Source organism: Streptomyces sp. NPDC016309, assembly GCF_043077235.1.
In the GTDB taxonomy this organism is placed as follows: domain Bacteria; phylum Actinomycetota; class Actinomycetes; order Streptomycetales; family Streptomycetaceae; genus Streptomyces.
Map to the genome: position 1 here is coordinate 1 of NZ_JBIBSG010000013.1, position 16559 is coordinate 16559.

15 protein-coding genes and 5 tRNA genes are annotated in these 16559 nt (G+C 70.9%); 11 read left to right on the plus strand and 9 right to left on the minus strand.

Annotated elements, in window-relative coordinates; translation table 11 throughout:
- A partial coding sequence (locus ACF068_RS27620) for a carboxyl transferase domain-containing protein (RefSeq protein ID WP_392277109.1) occupies window positions 1-149 on the plus strand: 149 nt, incomplete at its 5' end.
- A gap of 13 nt (window positions 150-162) precedes the next feature.
- Window positions 163-360, plus strand: a complete 198-nt coding sequence (locus tag ACF068_RS27625; RefSeq protein WP_392277009.1) for an acyl-CoA carboxylase subunit epsilon — start codon at window positions 163-165, stop codon at window positions 358-360.
- A gap of 151 nt (window positions 361-511) precedes the next feature.
- Here the strand turns inward: ACF068_RS27625 and ACF068_RS27630 are convergent, their stop codons facing one another.
- The 8 genes from ACF068_RS27630 to ACF068_RS27665 all read right to left on the minus strand — a co-directional run bounded on the left by ACF068_RS27630 (window position 512) and on the right by ACF068_RS27665 (window position 11096).
- A complete protein-coding gene (locus ACF068_RS27630; RefSeq protein WP_014048542.1) occupies window positions 512-1093 on the minus strand; it encodes an ATP/GTP-binding protein in 582 nt (193 codons plus the stop codon).
- A complete protein-coding gene (locus ACF068_RS27635; RefSeq protein ID WP_392277010.1) occupies window positions 1074-1649 on the minus strand; it encodes a DUF742 domain-containing protein in 576 nt (191 codons plus the stop codon). The genes ACF068_RS27630 and ACF068_RS27635 overlap by 20 nt, the downstream gene beginning before the upstream one ends.
- A gap of 97 nt (window positions 1650-1746) precedes the next feature.
- Window positions 1747-2160 carry a roadblock/LC7 domain-containing protein gene (locus ACF068_RS27640; protein WP_030980891.1) on the minus strand — a complete coding sequence of 138 codons (414 nt, stop codon included), beginning with the start codon at window positions 2158-2160 and terminating at the stop codon, window positions 1747-1749.
- Window positions 2161-2170: 10 nt separating this feature from the next.
- Window positions 2171-5434 (minus strand): nitrate- and nitrite sensing domain-containing protein, encoded by a 3264-nt coding sequence (locus ACF068_RS27645; protein ID WP_392277011.1) that lies wholly within the window; start codon window positions 5432-5434, stop codon window positions 2171-2173.
- Window positions 5435-5775: 341 nt separating this feature from the next.
- A complete protein-coding gene (locus ACF068_RS27650; protein WP_392277012.1) occupies window positions 5776-6363 on the minus strand; it encodes an ATP/GTP-binding protein in 588 nt (195 codons plus the stop codon).
- Entirely contained in the window at window positions 6344-6751 is a 408-nt protein-coding gene (locus ACF068_RS27655; RefSeq protein ID WP_392277013.1) for a DUF742 domain-containing protein, read from the minus strand. Before ACF068_RS27655 ends, ACF068_RS27650 begins: the two co-directional genes overlap by 20 nt.
- A 121-nt stretch (window positions 6752-6872) precedes the next feature.
- The gene (locus tag ACF068_RS27660; protein ID WP_392277014.1) at window positions 6873-7286 is read right to left on the minus strand and encodes a roadblock/LC7 domain-containing protein; all 414 of its coding nucleotides are present in this window, start codon (window positions 7284-7286) and stop codon (window positions 6873-6875) included.
- A gap of 9 nt (window positions 7287-7295) precedes the next feature.
- Window positions 7296-11096, minus strand: coding sequence for a nitrate- and nitrite sensing domain-containing protein (locus tag ACF068_RS27665; RefSeq protein ID WP_392277015.1), 3801 nt, complete (start codon window positions 11094-11096; stop codon window positions 7296-7298).
- A 588-nt stretch (window positions 11097-11684) separates the two neighbouring features.
- Here ACF068_RS27665 and ACF068_RS27670 point away from each other — a divergent pair.
- The 9 genes from ACF068_RS27670 (at window position 11685) to ACF068_RS27710 (ending at window position 15654) form a co-directional block, all read left to right on the plus strand.
- Window positions 11685-11867 carry a hypothetical protein gene (locus tag ACF068_RS27670; RefSeq protein ID WP_392277016.1) on the plus strand — a complete coding sequence of 61 codons (183 nt, stop codon included), beginning with the start codon at window positions 11685-11687 and terminating at the stop codon, window positions 11865-11867.
- A gap of 80 nt (window positions 11868-11947) precedes the next feature.
- On the plus strand, window positions 11948-12736 hold the full coding sequence (locus ACF068_RS27675; protein ID WP_392277017.1) for a fumarylacetoacetate hydrolase family protein: 789 nt from the start codon (window positions 11948-11950) through the stop codon (window positions 12734-12736).
- Window positions 12729-14201 (plus strand): glutamate--tRNA ligase, encoded by a 1473-nt coding sequence (gltX, locus tag ACF068_RS27680; RefSeq protein ID WP_392277018.1) that lies wholly within the window; start codon window positions 12729-12731, stop codon window positions 14199-14201. The genes ACF068_RS27675 and gltX overlap by 8 nt, the downstream gene beginning before the upstream one ends.
- A 145-nt stretch (window positions 14202-14346) precedes the next feature.
- A complete protein-coding gene (locus ACF068_RS27685; protein WP_392277019.1) occupies window positions 14347-15066 on the plus strand; it encodes an HAD family hydrolase in 720 nt (239 codons plus the stop codon).
- Window positions 15067-15155: 89 nt separating this feature from the next.
- Window positions 15156-15227, plus strand: a tRNA-Gln gene (locus tag ACF068_RS27690).
- A gap of 40 nt (window positions 15228-15267) precedes the next feature.
- Window positions 15268-15340: transfer RNA gene (locus ACF068_RS27695), tRNA-Glu, on the plus strand.
- A 60-nt stretch (window positions 15341-15400) separates the two neighbouring features.
- Window positions 15401-15473, plus strand: a tRNA-Glu gene (locus ACF068_RS27700).
- A 16-nt stretch (window positions 15474-15489) separates the two neighbouring features.
- Window positions 15490-15561: transfer RNA gene (locus ACF068_RS27705), tRNA-Gln, on the plus strand.
- Between the two features lie 20 nt (window positions 15562-15581).
- Window positions 15582-15654 (plus strand) — tRNA-Glu (locus ACF068_RS27710).
- 141 nt (window positions 15655-15795) lie between these two features.
- Here the strand turns inward: ACF068_RS27710 and ndgR are convergent.
- Window positions 15796-16512 (minus strand): IclR family transcriptional regulator NdgR, encoded by a 717-nt coding sequence (gene ndgR / locus ACF068_RS27715; RefSeq protein ID WP_017947593.1) that lies wholly within the window; start codon window positions 16510-16512, stop codon window positions 15796-15798.
- Window positions 16513-16559: the final 47 nt, after the last annotated feature.

Here is a 16559-nt window from a genome sequence, read left to right on the forward strand (position 1 = left end):
TGCACCCGTACTACGCCGCGGAGCGCGGTCTGGTCGACGACGTCATCGACCCCTCCGAAACCCGCTCCGTCCTCATCGCCTCCCTGGCGATGCTCCGCTCGAAGCACGCCGACCTGCCGTCCCGCAAGCACGGCAACCCGCCCCAGTAAGAGGGAGCCCCACGTGACCGACACCAACCTGCTCCGCGTCGAGAAGGGCCACGCCGGCCCCGAGGAGCTCGCGGCCATCACCGCCGTCCTCCTGGCCCGCGCGTCCGCGCGCCCCGCGGCCACCCCGGCCCGCCGGGTCCGCTCCACCGCCGGCTGGCGCCGCCTGGAGCGCCAGGGCGGCTTCCGCGCCCCGCACTCCTGGCAGGGCTGACCCCGCCGCTCCGAAGGGCCCCGCACCACACCGGTGCGGGGCCCTTCGCCGTACCCGCCCCGTACTGCCTGCCGTACGGAGCGGGTACGGCGAAGGCCCGCACACCCCAGGGGTGTGCGGGCCTTCACGCGCGCGGGCGTGGCGGGGCGGTCTACCGCAGGCGCGCCATCAGCGCGTGCTCGACCAGGGTGATCAGGGCGCTCTTGGCGTCGGCGCGGTGGCGGGCGTCGGTGGTGAGGATCGGGGTGTCCGGTCCGATCTGGAGCGCCTCGCGGACCTCGTCCGGGGTGTACGGCTGGTGGCCGTCGAAGCCGTTCAGCGCGATCACGAACGGCAGGCCGCTGTTCTCGAAGTAGTCGACCGCCGGGAAGCAGTCGGCGAGACGGCGGGTGTCCACCAGGACGACCGCGCCGATGGCGCCGCGGACCAGGTCGTCCCACATGAACCAGAAGCGGTCCTGACCGGGCGTACCGAACAGGTACAGGATCAGGTCCTGGTCCAGGGTGATGCGGCCGAAGTCCATGGCGACCGTGGTGGTCGTCTTGTCGCCGGTGTGGGTGAGGTCGTCGATGCCCGCGGACGCAGACGTCATGACGGCCTCGGTACGCAGCGGGTTGATCTCCGAGACGGCGCCGACGAACGTGGTCTTGCCCACGCCGAATCCGCCCGCCACCACGATCTTCGCGCTGGTGGTTGAGCGGGCTGCACCGCCGCTAGAGCTTGCGAAGTCCACTGAGCACCCTTTCGAGCAGTGTCACGTCTGGCTGGCCGCCGGCGGACTCGTCGCCGCCGGGCTGGTGGATGGCGACAAGTCCGGCCTCCGCCAGGTCGGCGACGAGGATCCGGGCAACGCCGAGGGGAATGGAGAGGAGTGCCGAGATCTCGGCGACCGACTTGATCTCGATGCACAGCCGGCAGATCCGCTGGTGCTCGGGCAACTGCCCTTGCAGCCTGGCCGGATCGGCCGTGGTGGACACCAGCGCCTCGATGGCGAGCTGGTACCGGGGCCTCGTCCGGCCGCCGGTCATGGCGTACGGACGGACCAGCGGGTTGTGGTTGCCCGACGTGGGCGCGGGATCCGGACGCCGTCGCTGCTGCACCGGCTGGGTACGCGGTGCCTGCGGCTGGACGTAGCTGGGGCCCGGCTGCGGCTGCTGGTAGGGCTGAGGCTGCTGCATGCCGCCCTGACCGCTCGGTGCGGAAGGGAAGTTGAAGCGGTTCTGGGCGTTCTCACCCTGCGACCGGTGCGCACCATCGTATGGGTGGTGTCCGCCTGGGGGTGTTGCCACTTTTCCTCCTCCGACTGCCGTTCACCGGTTCCATGTCCCTGTGGAGCCGCGCCACCGCACCCTATGGTGCGGTGGCGAGAAACGCACGGTCCGTCTGCTAGTTGAGAAGACTTCCCTGGAGCTCGGCGCGGAGATCCGGGGTGAGGACAGTGCCCGCGCGGTCCACCAGAAGGGCCATCTCGTAGCCGACCAGACCGATGTCGGCGTCCGGGTGGGCGAGGACGGCCAGCGAGGAGCCGTCCGAGATCGACATGATGAAGAGGAAGCCGCGCTCCATCTCCACCACCGTCTGGTTGACCGCGCCACCCTCGAAGATCCGGGACGCCCCGGCGGTCAGTGACGTCAGTCCCGACGCCACCGCCGCGAGCTGGTCGGCACGGTCACGGGGGAAACCCTCGGACATCGCCAGCAGGAGTCCGTCGGCGGAGACCACCACCGTGTGGGACACCCCGGGGGTGTTGTCCACGAAGTTGGTGATCAACCAGTTCAGATTCTGCGCCGCCTGGCTCATCGGGCTCACACTAACGCTCCTGGTTGTAGGTACTACCCGGGCCGAGGCCCGATCCGTTCGTGTCCGTTCCCGCGTTGCGCCCCTGCTGGACACCGCGCCGCAGGTTGCTCAACCTGCCGCGCACGTCCTCCGGGGCGCGGGAGACCTGTGGGCCGCCCTGCGGGGTCTGCTCCGCCGTGCCCTCGACCAGGTTGGCCTTGGGAACGCGCCGCGGGAGTCCGGACGGGGTGACCCCGCCGGCCTTGGGCTCGCGGAGCTTCTCGGCCCGCTGCCAGCGCTCGTCGTTGGTCGAGCGCCAGCCCTCGGAACCGTTGTCCTCGCTGCTGCTCTGCGAGACCCGCTGGACCGGCTGCGTCTGCTCCGCCCGAGAAACCTGCTGCTGCGGGGCCGGAGCCTGCTGCTGGCTGCCGCGGCGCGGCAGACCGGCGTCGGTCAGCTCGTGACCGGTGCTCGGGGTGGGGCCCGAGGAGAAGCCTACGCGTTCCGGGCCGTTCGTGGGAGCGCCCTGGGAAGATTCCGATTCCGCCGCGTACCCGGAGTCGTGGCCGCCCTCGTACGTGCCCTGTTCCGGCCACTCGCCCTGGTGGGGCTGGGGCTCGAACTGGTTGTCGTACTGCGGCTGCTGCGACTCCTGAGCCGGAAAATCGGATTCCGCATAGGACGGCTCCCGGTACTCGCCGGTCGCGTAGTCACCGGTCGCGTACTCACCCGTGGCGTACTCGCCGGTCGTGTACTCGCCGGTGGCATAGTCGCCGCCGTCGTACTGCTGCTGCTGCTGGTAGCCGTCGTACCCGTCCTGGGCGTAGGCGTTCTGCTGCTCGTACTGCTGCTGCTCGTAGCCGTACTGCTCCTGGCCGTTCTGCTGCTCGTACGCGGGCGCCTGCTGGTCCTGGGCCGCCTCGTCGCGGTACACCGGCCGGTCGTCCTCGGTGGCGCCCTGGAGCTGCGCGCCCAGCGCCGCACGGCGCTCCTCGCGCAGCCGGGAGCGGCCCACCGGGTCCAGGGCGTTGCCGTCGCCGGCCTGCTGCTGCTCGTAGCGGGAGTCGTCGAAGCCGAGCTCCGCGGCCGTCCGCATCGGGGCCGGCTCGAAGGCCTGCTGCTCCGGGATGATCTGGGAGACGGTGAAGTCGTCCTGCATGGCCGGGTCGCCACCACCACCGTGGGTGATCGCGTCCGGGAGCATCACCAGGGACGTCGTACCGGCCTGCTCGCCCGAGGGGCGGAGCTGGACGCGGATGCCGTGCCGGTCGGCGAGGCGGCCGACCACGAAGAGGCCCATGCGCTGCGAGATCGCGGCGTCCACGGTCGGCGGGTTGGCCAGCTTGTGGTTGATGTCGGCGAAGTCCTCGGCGGTCAGGCCGATGCCCTTGTCGTGGATCTCGACCATCACCCGGCCGTCGGGCAGCCGGGTCGCGGTGACGCGGACCTTGGTCTGCGGCGAGGAGAAGGTGGTGGCGTTCTCCAGCAGCTCGGCCAGCAGGTGCACGAGGTCGGTCACGGCCTGGCCGTGGATCTCCGACTCCGGGACACCGGTGAGCTCGATGCGCTCGTACTGCTCCACCTCGGAGGAGGCGGCACGCAGCACGTCCACCAGCGGGACCGGCTGGTTCCAGCGGCGGCCGGGCTCCTCGCCGGCGAGGATGAGGAGGTTCTCGCCGTTGCGGCGCATACGGGTGGCCAGGTGGTCCAGCCGGAAGAGGTTCTCCAGCTGGTCCGGGTCGGCCTCGTTGTTCTCCAGCTCGGTGATCAGGGTGAGCTGGCCCTCGATCAGCGACTGGTTGCGCTGCGACAGGTTGGTGAAGATCGCGTTGACGTTGCCCCGCAGCAGTGCCTGCTCGGCGGCGAGCCGGACGGCCTCGCGGTGGACCTGGTCGAACGCGCGGGCGACCTCGCCGATCTCGTCCTGGGAGTCGATCGGGATCGGCTGCACGCGGGTGTCGACACGGCCCGGGTCGGTACGGGAAAGCTGGTCGACCAGCATCGGCAGGCGCTGCTCGGCGATGCCGAAGGCGGCACTGCGCAGCCGGCTCATCGACGTGCTCATCTGGCGCGCCATCATCCCGGCCAGGATGAAGGCGGCGAGCAGGGCGACCACGACGATGGCGCCGTTGACGATGGCGTCGGTCTTGGCGTCGGCGGAGATCTCGGCGGCCTCGTCCACGGCCTTGTTCACGAGCTCGGTGCTGACCTCGCCGTACCCGTCGAACTTGGACGTGGAGGCGCCCAGCCAGGTCTCCCTGGTGATGCCCTTGGCCTGGAGTTCCTTGATCGCGTCGGCGTCCTCGGCCTCGCCGATGGCCTGGACCATGGGCCCGAGGACCGAGCCCCGCTCGTCCTTGGGCAGGGTCATGCCCGCGGCCTGGAGGGCCTTGTCACCCTCGGCGGCCCGGCGCTGCATGACCGCCGTCAGCTTCTCGACGTCCTCCTCGGTACCACCCGAGTTGTACTCGCCGAGCGCGATCTGCTCCAGGTAGTTGTACGAGCTGAACGCCCTGCTCTGGGCGGCGAACGTCGCGTCGTCCTTGCTCGGCCGCACCAGCAGGTGGGCGCCGATCGAGCGCTGGAGGGACTGGGCCGCCTGGGCGAGCTGGATGGCGTAGACCATGCGGCCGTAGGAGGTGACGTTGCCGGTGCCCAGCCCGAGCTCGTTGGCGAACTCCATGAGGTAGTGCTGGACCTTGGTGTAGCCCTCTTCGGTCTTCACCGGGTCCAGGGCCTTGGAGTAGGCCGCCTGGCGAAGCTTCTGGAGCTCCGGCTCCTCGACCCTGAACTGCTCCAGGCGGCGCTCCAGGCCCTGCCCGGAGGGCATGTCCTGGACGGCCTCGTCGAACTTCTTCTTCGCGGCCTCGGTCTTGGCGTAGTGGTCGGTGACGTCCTTGCTCTGCCGGTCCGCGGCGCTCTTCGCCCGGAGCAGCGGCTCGGCCGTGAGGTCACGCTCGTTGAGCAGCGCCTGGCCGTACTCCGAGGCGGCGCGCACGATGAGCGCCGTCTTCTCGGCGTCCTGCGCCTCCTGCCAGGTGTCGATGGCCGTCTTCACCTGGAAGCCGCCCATGACGAGCCCGACGAGCACGGGTATGAGGAGGATGGCGTTCAGCCGCGTCGCCACGCGCCAGTTGCGCGGGGACAGCTTGCTGGAGCTGCCCGAGCCGGCACCGCCGCCGGAGGCGGCCGATGGCGTTCCGGGCGTATCGGCAGGCGGCACCGCTGTGCGTGCGGGCGGGGTGAAGTTGCCCCGCGCCTGCTGCTCTGCGGCGCTTTTCGTGCTTCGCCTCACTCGACCAACAACCTCTCGGCGCCGGCACCTACATTGTGCCGTTTTTCTGTTCAGGGGCCGTACTACTCGGGAGTTCGTCGCATTGCAGCACGTAAAGCGGCCGCGTTCCAAACCCCTCGATCGGGTCGTTACCAGTGGTACAGACCTCAGATAAAACGGGCATAAAGAGCGAGCCCCGTCAAAAGACGGGGCTCATGTGAGCACAGTGGCACCATACGGATGCGTCTCGTGTCCGGCGCCCCGCAATTCTCTGTCGAAACGTTATGAACACCGGGGCCGACCGTGTCAAAGGACACACTCGGCCCCGATTCGTCCCTACGACAACTGCCGTACGGCCGCGACTACTTGAGACGTGCCATGAGTGCGTGCTCGACCAGGGTGATCAGGGCGCTCTTGGCGTCGGCGCGGTGGCGGGCGTCGGTGGTGATGATCGGGGTGTCCGGACCGATCTGGAGCGCCTCGCGGACCTCCTCCGGGGTGTACGGCTGGTGCCCCTCGAAGCCGTTGAGGGCGACGACGAACGGCAGGCCGCTGTTCTCGAAGTAGTCGACCGCCGGGAAGCAGTCGGCCAGTCTTCTGGTGTCGACGAGGACGATCGCGCCGATGGCGCCGCGGACCAGGTCGTCCCACATGAACCAGAAGCGGTCCTGACCAGGTGTACCGAACAGGTACAGGATCAGGTCCTGGTCCAGGGTGATGCGGCCGAAGTCCATGGCGACCGTGGTGGTCGTCTTGTCGCCGGTGTGGGTGAGGTCGTCGATGCCCGCGGACGCAGACGTCATGACGGCCTCGGTACGCAGCGGGTTGATCTCCGAGACGGCGCCGACGAACGTGGTCTTGCCCACGCCGAACCCGCCCGCCACCACGATCTTGGCGGAGGTGGTCGAACGCCCGCCTCCGGAGCCGCCGCTAGAGCTTGCGAAGTCCACTGAGCACCCTTTCGAGCAGTGTCACATCCGGCGTTCCGCCGGCCTCTCCATTGCCCGGCTGGTGGATCGCCACCATGCCCGCCTCCGCCAGGTCGGCGACGAGGATCCGGGCGACGCCCAGCGGCATCGACAGCAGCGCCGACACCTCTGCCACCGACTTCACCTCACGGCACAGGTGGCAGATCCGCTGGTGCTCGGGAAGCAGGCTTCCCAGGTGGGCCGGGTCGGCCGTGGTGCTGACCAGCGCCTCTATCGCGAGCTGGTAGCGCGGCCGGGTCCGGCCGCCGGTCATGGCGTAGGGCCGGACCAGCGGCTGGTCGCCTTCAAGCCCGTACCCGGCGTCCATGGAGACGCCGTACGGATCGTGAGAGGCGGGGGGCGGGGTCATTGATCCTCCAGTGACAGCAGGTGGTCTGCCTGTCGTCTGACTGGGCCGGTGGGGGGCCGGAGGGGGCGGCCGACGGTGAACAAGGCGTGAGGGGGGACGGTACGGATTGGGGCGTACCGCCTCAGTGCAGCAGGCTGCCCTGCAGTTCCGCGCGCAGGTCAGGGGTGAGGACGCTGCCCGCGCGGTCGACGAGCAGTGCCATCTCGTAACCGACGAGGCCGATGTCGGCATCCGGGTGCGAGAGCACGGCCAGGGAGGAGCCGTCCGAGATGGACATCAGGAAGAGGAAGCCGCGCTCCATCTCCACCACGGTCTGGGCGACGGCGCCGCCCTCGAAGATCCGGGACGCCCCCGCGGTCAGCGAGGTCAGTCCGGACGCCACGGCCGCGAGCTGGTCGGCGCGGTCGCGGGGGAACCCTTCGGACATGGCCAGCAGGAGCCCGTCGGCGGAGACCACCACCGTGTGGGACACCCCTGGGGTGTTGTCCACGAAGTTGGTGATCAGCCAATTCAGGTTCTGGGCCGCTTGGCTCATCGGTCTCAACTAACGCTCCTGCTGGTGGGTGGGGCCGAGAGGGAAACTGCCCGTGGTGGAGCTGCCTGCCTGACGCCCCTGCTGGATGCCGCGGCGGAGGTTGGTCAGGCGGCCGCGTACGTCGTCAGGCGCACGCGAGACCTGCGGACCGGTCTGGTGGGCCGACTCCTGCGCGGTTCCCGGTACCAGGTTGGCACGCGGGACCCGGCGGGGCAGGCCCGAGGTGGTGACGCCGCCGGCGGCGGGCTTGCGGACCCGCTCGGCCTGGCGCACCAGCTCGTCGTTGGGGGAGGTGCGCCACGAACCGGTCGTGGCGGCCGGGTCGGTGCCCTGGGCGGCGCCGGCACCCTGGCCCGCGCCCTGCCCGTCGCGGCGGGACGGCAGCGACGGTGCGGGCCGCTGCTGCGAGGGCCGCGCCGGCGGCACCGGCTGCTGCGGTACGGCCGGGGTGGCCACGGTCTGGTCGAGGGCCGGGTACTGGCCCGTGGCGTTGCCGCGCGCGGACCGGTCCTGCTGCGGGGCCTGCGGCTGGGCGGCCTGCTGGGCCTGACCGTTCTGGTGGAACCAGTTGGTCTCCAGCGTGTCGTACAGCGGCGTACGGCCGTCCCCGGCGCCGGGCGCGGGAGGCAGCGCCTCCGCCTGCGGGCGCGGGGCGTCGTAGTCCGGCCGGGCGAACTGGGCCGTGGACGCGGGGTCCTGGTGGCCCTGCCGGTCGGCCGACGGGCGGCCGTACTGACCGGTGGTCTCCGGCTCCTCGTGGCCGCGCGGCACGTCCGCGCCCCAGCTCGTGGTCTGCGGGCGCTGGGGGCGCTGCGCCTGGGGCTGCTGCGCCTGCTGCTGCTGCTGCGTGGGCTGGAGAGGCTGCGCGGACTGCCGGGGCTGCTGCCCCTGCCGGCCCTGCTGTCCCCTCTGCCCCTGCTGCTGCGGGCGCTGCGGCTGCTGCGACTGCTGCGACTGCTGAGCGGCACCGGGCAGTTCGGCACGCGGACCGCCGGAGAGCGGCGCCTGCTGCTCGCCGGGCCGGGGACCCTGCTCGCCGGGGCCGTTCTGCCAGACGTCCGAGCGCGTCGGGATGCCGTTGTCCCGCGTGCCCCGGCCGCCACCGGCACCGCCGCCGAAGGCGCCCGTGGCACCGGCACCCTGACGCTGCGGGTCCTGCGGCTGCTGCTGGGGCTGCTGCGGCCGGCCCGCCGGAGCGCCCTGGCCCTGGCCCGGCCGGCCCTGACGGCCGCCCTGCGGTCCGCCCTGGCCCGGCTCGCCCTGGAACGCGCCCGGTCGCCCGGCCGCCTCGTCCCGGCCGGGCAGCGCGGGCCGGGAACCGGCTCCCGCACCGACCTGGCCACGGGCACCACCGGCACCACCGGCACCGAGACCGTGCCGGCCCGCGGACGCACCGCCCGGACCGCCGGCACCGGGGCCGCCGGCCAGGCCGGGACGGCCGCCACCGGCCGCGCCGGGGCCGCCGGTCAGCCGGCCACCGGGGCCCGACGGGCCCTGCGGCATCGCGCCCTGGCCGCCGGGGCCGCCCTGGCCGGGCTTGCCGGGAAGCTTCTTGCCGCCCTGGGCGACGTCCACCGGGAGCATGACCAGCGCGGTCGTACCGCCGGAGTCGGAGGGGCGGAGCTGGATCCGGATGCCGTGCCGCAGCGACAGGCGGCCGACCACGAACAGACCCATGCGGCGGGACACCGACACGTCCACGGTGGGCGGCGACGCGAGCCGCTCGTTGATCGCGGCGAGGTCCTCGGGGGACAGGCCGATACCGGTGTCGTGGATCTCGACGAGCACCCGCCCGTCGGGCAGCGCGTGACCGGTGACGCGGACCTTGGTCTGCGGGGAGGAGAACGACGTGGCGTTCTCCAGCAGCTCGGCGAGCAGGTGCACGAGGTCGTTGACCACGCGGCCCGCGACCTCGGTGGCCGGCACGGAGGCCAGCTCGATGCGCTCGTACTGCTCCACCTCGGAGGCGGCGGCACGGAGCACATCGACGAGCGGGACGGGCCGGGTCCACCGGCGCCCCGGCTCCTCGCCCGCGAGGACGAGCAGGTTCTCACCGTTCCGGCGCATACGCGTGGCGAGGTGGTCCAGCTTGAACAGCGAGGAGAGCTGGTCCGGGTCGGCCTCGCGGGACTCGAGCTCGGAGATCAGCGAAAGCTGGCGCTGGATGAGGCCCTGGGAACGGCGCGAGAGGTTGGTGAACATCGCGTTGACGTTGCCCCGGAGGAGGGCCTGCTCGGCGGCGAGGCGGACCGCCTCGCGGTGCACGTCGTCGAAGGCCGCGGCCACCTGGCCGATCTCGTCCCGGGAGTGCACACCGACCGATTCCACGGAGGTGTCCACGTCCTGGGGGTCGGCCTCGGAGAGCTGCTTGACCAGCTCGGGCAGCCGTTCCTGGGCGACCTTGGTGGCCGTGTCCTGGAGCCGCCGCAGCGACCGGATCATGGACCGGGCCACCACGAAGGCGCCGACCAGCGAGACACCGAGCACGAGGAGGATCAGCGCACCGTTGATGATCGCGTCGCGCTGCTCCTCCTGGCGCAGCTCACGGGCCGTGCTGTCCATGTCGCCCAGCAGCGAGGCCTCGATGGTGTCCATCACCTGCATCTTGGGCGCGTAGGCGTCGGTCCAGTCCAGGTAACCGCGCGGGTCCTGCTGGTCCATGCCCTTGTCGTTGCGGAGCACGATCTCCGCGTACGCGTCGGCCTTGGAGATGGAGGGGTTGTTGGGACCCAGGGGCGCCATGAGCTCCGTCGGGTCGCCGCCCAGGGAGCTGTAGATGAGCGCGAACGAGTCCAGGGCCTGCCGCTCGTTCTCCCGGGCGGCCGCGCCGTACTCGCGGTCGTTCGGGTCCAGCGCGCCCTTCTGCTGGTTCGTCGTGGGAAGGGCGGCCGCGATGACGGCGCGCTGGATGGAGGCGTACTCCTTGGCGGACGAGAACGCGGCGAGCGCGCGGGTCCGCTTGATCATCTCCGGGTTGCTGGTCGCCTGCGCCATGTCCTGGGACAGGCTGAGCAGCGAGTTGATCAGACGGTTGTAACGCTCGACCGTCTGGAAGTCCTGGGACTTGTCGTTGTACGCGCCACCGCGGATGTGGCCGAGGGTGACCACCTGGCGGGCGATCTGCTCGACGTTGGAGCGGATGCTCTGGAGAGCCTCGTCGTCCTCCGTCTCGCCGATGTCCGTGGTGGCGTCGAGGAAGGCGTCACGGGCGCGGTCCGCCTTGGTGCGCCACTGGGCGACCTTGTAGTCGCTGGGGGCGACGCCGTTCGACAGGGGGCCGGCCGTCAGGTCGCGCTCCTCCTGGAGCGCCTGGGCGAGGTTGGTCGCCTCCTGGGTCAGCTTGGTGAGCAGCTGCATGTGGTCCAGCTGCTCCATGTCGTTCATGGACTCGTTGATACGGATGCCGCCCAGGGTGGTCGCGGCGACCACGGGGAGGGCGAGCAGCGAGACCAGACGCGTGCTGATGCGCCAGTTGCGCAGGGCTATTCGCGACCCGGCGTCGGTGGGGTTCTTCACCGCCGGTGACGCCGCGGCGTCGTTGGTGTCCTTGTCCTTCGCGGCCCGGCCGCCCTTGCCGAGCTTGGCCGCCCTGGACTTGCCGGCCTTGGCGTCGCCGCCCTGCCCGGCACCCGAACGTCCCGCACGGTCACCGCCGCCGTCGCCGGCGGTCGCCGGTCCCGGGTTCTGGGTGTGCTGGGGCGAGGAGCCGCGGTCGGTCCCGCCGCGCGGCTCCTGCTCCGCCGCAGCTTCCCCTCGGCCCTGGCGGGCCTGGGGAGACCCGTTGCCATCCCTCTTGAAACGTCCCTGCACTAGCGTCGCAACCTCTGGACCAGGCGTCCTTCCGCGCGAACGGACAGGACGGTGTCGGCGTCGTGGAGCGCGAGCGCGCTCCAGTGGTGGTCGTGAGTGACCGGCGCAGATCCCCCTTCCTCACCGCCGCTCGGCGCTGTGTTGCGCCCCAGCGCGCCGGTCTGGAATCCGCGGCGGTGCGTGGAATTCCAGCACAGTGCCGGATCTCCAACAAGGCCGACGGCCCACCCCCTGGACGGGGTCACCGGCCGTGAGGGGCGGGTCACCGGGCGTAGAAGCAAATCAGGGAGGAATCGGACGTTCGCGTACGAATCGGTGGTGGGGTCGTGGAAGGTGGGGGGTGTCCCAGTCGCCATGATCAGCAGCGGAATGCTGCATTCAGGTACCTAATGTCCGCTTGTTCCACCCCTGGCGTCCATCCGGAATGTCGGGAACGTCCCATGGTGCGTGAGCAAACTCACATATAGATCGTTGCCATCTACCGTCATTTGCTGGGAATCACATGTTTAGCCTGACGCTTTACATAGTCGAAGCTCTGTCCACCAGGCGCCCCCGGCGCCGTCCGCACACCGAGGTCTGCAGCCACCGATGAAGACGACGATGACCATGCGCAGCATCGCCAACCCCCGCCGCACCACCCTGATGCACCTGGCCGACGCCGGGGAGCTGGACCAGGGGGCGCGCCCGGAGCACTCGGTGGACCTCCCCGCCAGCACCGCCAACCCGCGCCGCACGACCCTGATGGACGCCCCGGTCCCGGCCGCCCGCTGAGAACGGCGGGTGGCGGGCGCCTGCCGCGTTAGCCTGGAGCGTCAGACTCCAGCCAGCGGAAGTAAGGGGCGCGGCATCCCGTGCGCATCGCCAGGTTCTCCATCGACGGCAATGTCGCCTTCGGCGCGGTCGAGGGCGACAGCGCCCCCGGCGAGGAGGGCGGTCTCGTCCTCGACATCATCAAGGGTATTCCGTACGGCGACTTCGAACTCAGCGGCACCAAGGTCCCGCTGAGCAAGGTCCGGCTGCTGCCCCCCGTCCTGCCCAACAAGGTCGTGGCCATCGGCCGCAACTACGCGGAGCACGCCGCGGAGCTCGGCAACGAGGTCCCGGACGCCCCCGTCGCCTTCTTCAAGCCCACCACCTCGGTCATCGGCTCCGGCGACGCCATCGAGTACCCCTCCTTCTCCAGCGAGCTGCACCACGAGGCCGAGCTCGCGGTGGTGATCGGCCGCATGTGCCGCGAGGTCCCGCGCGAGCGCGTCAAGGACGTCGTCCTCGGCTACACCTGCGCCAACGACGTCACCGCCCGGGACGTCCAGCGGCGCGAGAAGCAGTGGGCGCGCGCGAAGGGCTTCGACACCGCCTGCCCCCTGGGCCCGTGGGTGGAGACCGAGCTCGACCCCTCCGACGTCACGATCCAGTGCACCGTCAACGGAGAACAGCGCCAACTGGGTCGTACGAGCGACATGGTCCGCTCCGTGGAGGACCTCGTCGTCCACATCACCGAGGCCATGACGCTGCTCCCGGGCGACGTCATCCTCACGGGCACCCCGGCCGGAGTCGGACCGCTCAACGTCGGCGACGAGGTCGCCGTCACCATCGAAGGCATCGGCACTCTCACCAACAAGGTGATCAAGCGTGGCTAACGCGATCCGCGTACGTTTCTGTCCCTCGCCGACCGGCAACCCCCACGTGGGCCTGGTCCGCACCGCCCTGTTCAACTGGGCCTTCGCCCGGCACAACCAGGGCACCATGGTCTTCCGCATCGAGGACACCGACGCGGCCCGCGACTCGGAGGAGTCGTACCAGCAGCTCCTCGACTCGCTGCGCTGGCTCGGCCTCGACTGGGACGAGGGTCCCGAGACCGGCGGCCCCCACGCCCCGTACCGCCAGTCGCAGCGCATGGACATCTACCGGGACGTCGCCGGCAAGCTGCTCGCCGCCGGCTACGCGTACCACTGCTACTGCACCGCCACCGAGCTCGACGAGCGCCGCGAGGCCGCCCGCGCCGCCGGCCGGCCGTCCGGGTACGACGGCACGTGCCGCGACCTCACCGACGAGCAGAAGGCCGCGTACGAGGCGGAGGGCCGCGAGGCGATCGTCCGCTTCCGCATGCCCGACGAGCCGATCACCTTCACCGACCTGGTCCGCGGCGAGCTCACCTTCACCCCGGACAACGTCCCGGACTACGGCATCGTCCGCGCCAACGGCGCCCCCCTCTACACGCTCGTCAACCCGGTCGACGACGCCCTGATGGAGATCACCCACGTCCTGCGCGGCGAGGACCTGCTCTCCTCCACCCCGCGCCAGATCGCCCTCTACAAGGCGCTGATCGAGCTGGGCATCGCCAAGGACGTCCCCGCCTTCGGCCACCTGCCGTACGTGATGGGCGAGGGCAACAAGAAGCTCTCCAAGCGCGACCCGCAGGCCTCCCTCAACATCTACCGGGAGCGCGGCTTCCTCCCCGAGGGCCTGCTCAACTACCTGTCCCTGCTCGGCTGGTCCTTCTCCGCCGACCAGGACGTCTTCACCGTCTCCGAGATGATCGAGAAGTTCGACATCGCGGACGTCAACGCCAACCCGGCCCGCTTCGACCTCAAGAAGGCCGAGTCGATCAACGGCGACCACATCCGCATGCTGGACGTGAAGGCGTTCACCGACGCCTGCGAGCCCTGGCTCCGGGCCCCGCACGCCCCCTGGGCGCCGGAGGACTTCGACCGGGCGGCGTGGGAGGCCATCGCCCCGCACGCCCAGACCCGGCTGACCGTCCTCTCCGAGATCACGGCCAACGTCGACTTCCTGTTCCTGAAGGAGCCGGTCCAGGACGAGGCCTCCTGGACCAAGGCCATGAAGGAGGGCTCCGACGCCCTGCTGCGCACGGCCCGCGCCAAGCTGGAGGCCGCGGACTGGACCAGCCCCGAGTCCCTGAAGGGCGCGGTCCTCGCCGCCGGCGAGGAGCACGGCCTCAAGCTCGGCAAGGCCCAGGCCCCGGTCCGCGTCGCGGTCACCGGCCGCACCGTCGGCCTGCCGCTGTTCGAGTCCCTGGAGATCCTGGGCAAGGACCGCACCCTGGCCCGCATCGACGCCGCGCTGGCGAAGCTCGCCGCGTAAAGGGTCCCCGTACGCCCGGAGGGGCGCCGGCCACCACGGCCGGCGCCCCTCCGCCGTACCCCCGGCCGGTACACCTCCGCCCCGCGCCGCCGCGGATCGCCATGTACCGCCGCGGGGCGCGTGCCCCGGCGGTACCGTCGGGGACATGGCGATCCGCGCGGTCCTGTGGGACATCGACGACACGATCTTCGACTACGCGAGCGCCGACCGCGCCGGCATGCGGCTCCACCTGCGGGCCGAGGGCCTGACGGACGGGTACGCGTCGGTCGACGAGGCCCTCACCCGCTGGAAGGAGCTCACCGCCGTCCACTGGCGGCGCTTCGAGGCCGGCGGCGTCACGTTCGAGGCGCAGCGCCGGGACCGGGTGCGCGACTTCCTGGGGGCACCGCTCACCGACGCGGAGGCCGACGCCTGGTTCCAGCGCTACCTGCGGCACTACGAGGCCGCCTGGGAGCTGTTCCCGGACACCCTGCCCGCCCTGGAGCTGCTGGCCGCCGACTACCGGCACGCCGCCCTGTCGAACTCCTCCGTCCACAACCAGGAGCGCAAGCTTCGCGTGCTGGGCGTACGGGACCGCTTCGAGGTGCTGCTCTGCGCGGCCGAGCTGGGCGTGGCCAAGCCCGACCCGGCGGCCTTCCACGCCGCCTGTGACGCCCTCCGGCTGCGCCCGGCGGAGGTGGCGTACGTCGGCGACCACCCGGACATCGACGCCCGGGGCGCCGTGGAGGCCGGGCTGACCGGCATCTGGCTGGACCGGGCCGGAGCGGGCGGCAGACCCGAGCTGACCTCGATCTCGGGCCTCGACGAGCTCCCCGCCCTGCTGCGCGGCGATACCCGTTTTGGAGCCCCGGACTCCTTCGGGTAATGTTCTTTCTGCGCCGAGGGGAGCGGGCCGAAAGGCCGGAACCCGGAAGCGTAACCCGAACAAAATCCCCACCGGGGGTTGCGTTTTGGTGGCCTATGGTGTAATTGGCAGCACGACTGATTCTGGTTCAGTTAGTCTAGGTTCGAGTCCTGGTAGGCCAGCTCCGCAGAGCTTATCTGCGTCGCGGATCACATCCGCAAAGCCCCCGTTGTGTAGCGGCCTAGCACGCCGCCCTCTCAAGGCGGTAGCGCCGGTTCGAATCCGGTCGGGGGTACAGATCCTTCCCGCGTGACCGTCTGGGTAGCTCCCATGGTCACGATGCAGGATCGCTAGGGCCCCCGTTGTGTAGCGGCCTAGCACGCCGCCCTCTCAAGGCGGTAGCGCCGGTTCGAATCCGGTCGGGGGTACTGGTCTAAACCACCATGGGCTATGGTGTAATTGGCAGCACGAGTGATTCTGGTTCATTTAGTCTAGGTTCGAGTCCTGGTAGCCCAGCGCGTCACATCAGGATGCACGCCCCCGTTGTGTAGCGGCCTAGCACGCCGCCCTCTCAAGGCGGTAGCGCCGGTTCGAATCCGGTCGGGGGTACGTACAGGAGAAGCCCTCCCCAGCAGGGGAGGGCTTCTTCGCGTTCACCGAAGGGGTGGACGGGCGCGAGCGGGAACAACTCCGGCCCACCGCTGCGGCGTTGGAGCGGTGGGCCGGGAGCCGGCAGCAGGAACGGTGGGGTCAGCCCGAGCGGCGCAGGGCGTCCGACAGGCGGGCGGCCGCGTCGATGACCGCCTGAGCGTGCATCCGGCCCGGGTGGCGGGTCAGGCGCTCGATCGGCCCCGAGACCGACACGGCGGCCACCACGCGGTTCGACGGGCCCCGTACGGGCGCGGAGACGGACGCCACGCCCGGCTCGCGCTCACCGATCGACTGGGCCCAGCCGCGGCGCCGTACGCCCGACAGGGCCGTCGCGGTGAAGCGGGCGCCCTGGAGGCCCCGGTGCAGCCGCTCCGGCTCCTCCCAGGCCATCAGGATCTGGGCCGAGGAGCCGGCCTTCATCGTGAGCGTGGAGCCGACCGGCACGGTGTCCCGCAGGCCGGACAGCCGCTCCGCCGCGGCGACGCAGATGCGCATGTCGCCCTGGCGCCGGTAGAGCTGCGCGCTCTCCCCGGTCACGTCACGCAGATGTGTCAGTACCGGTCCGGCCGTGGCCAGCAGGCGGTCCTCGCCGGCCGCGGCGGCGAGCTCCGCCAGCCGCGGGCCCAGGATGAACCGGCCCTGCATGTCCCTCGCCACCATCCGGTGGTGTTCCAGTGCCACGGCGAGGCGATGTGCCGTGGGTCGTGCGAGCCCTGTCGCCGCGACCAGCCCGGCGAGGGTGGCCGGACCGGACTCCAGGGCGCTCAATACCAGAGCCGCCTTGTCGAGAACGCCGACGCCGCTAGAGTTGTCCATGCAACGATACTCACGTCTCACTCTGTGAAACGCAAGTTCAATTTCTC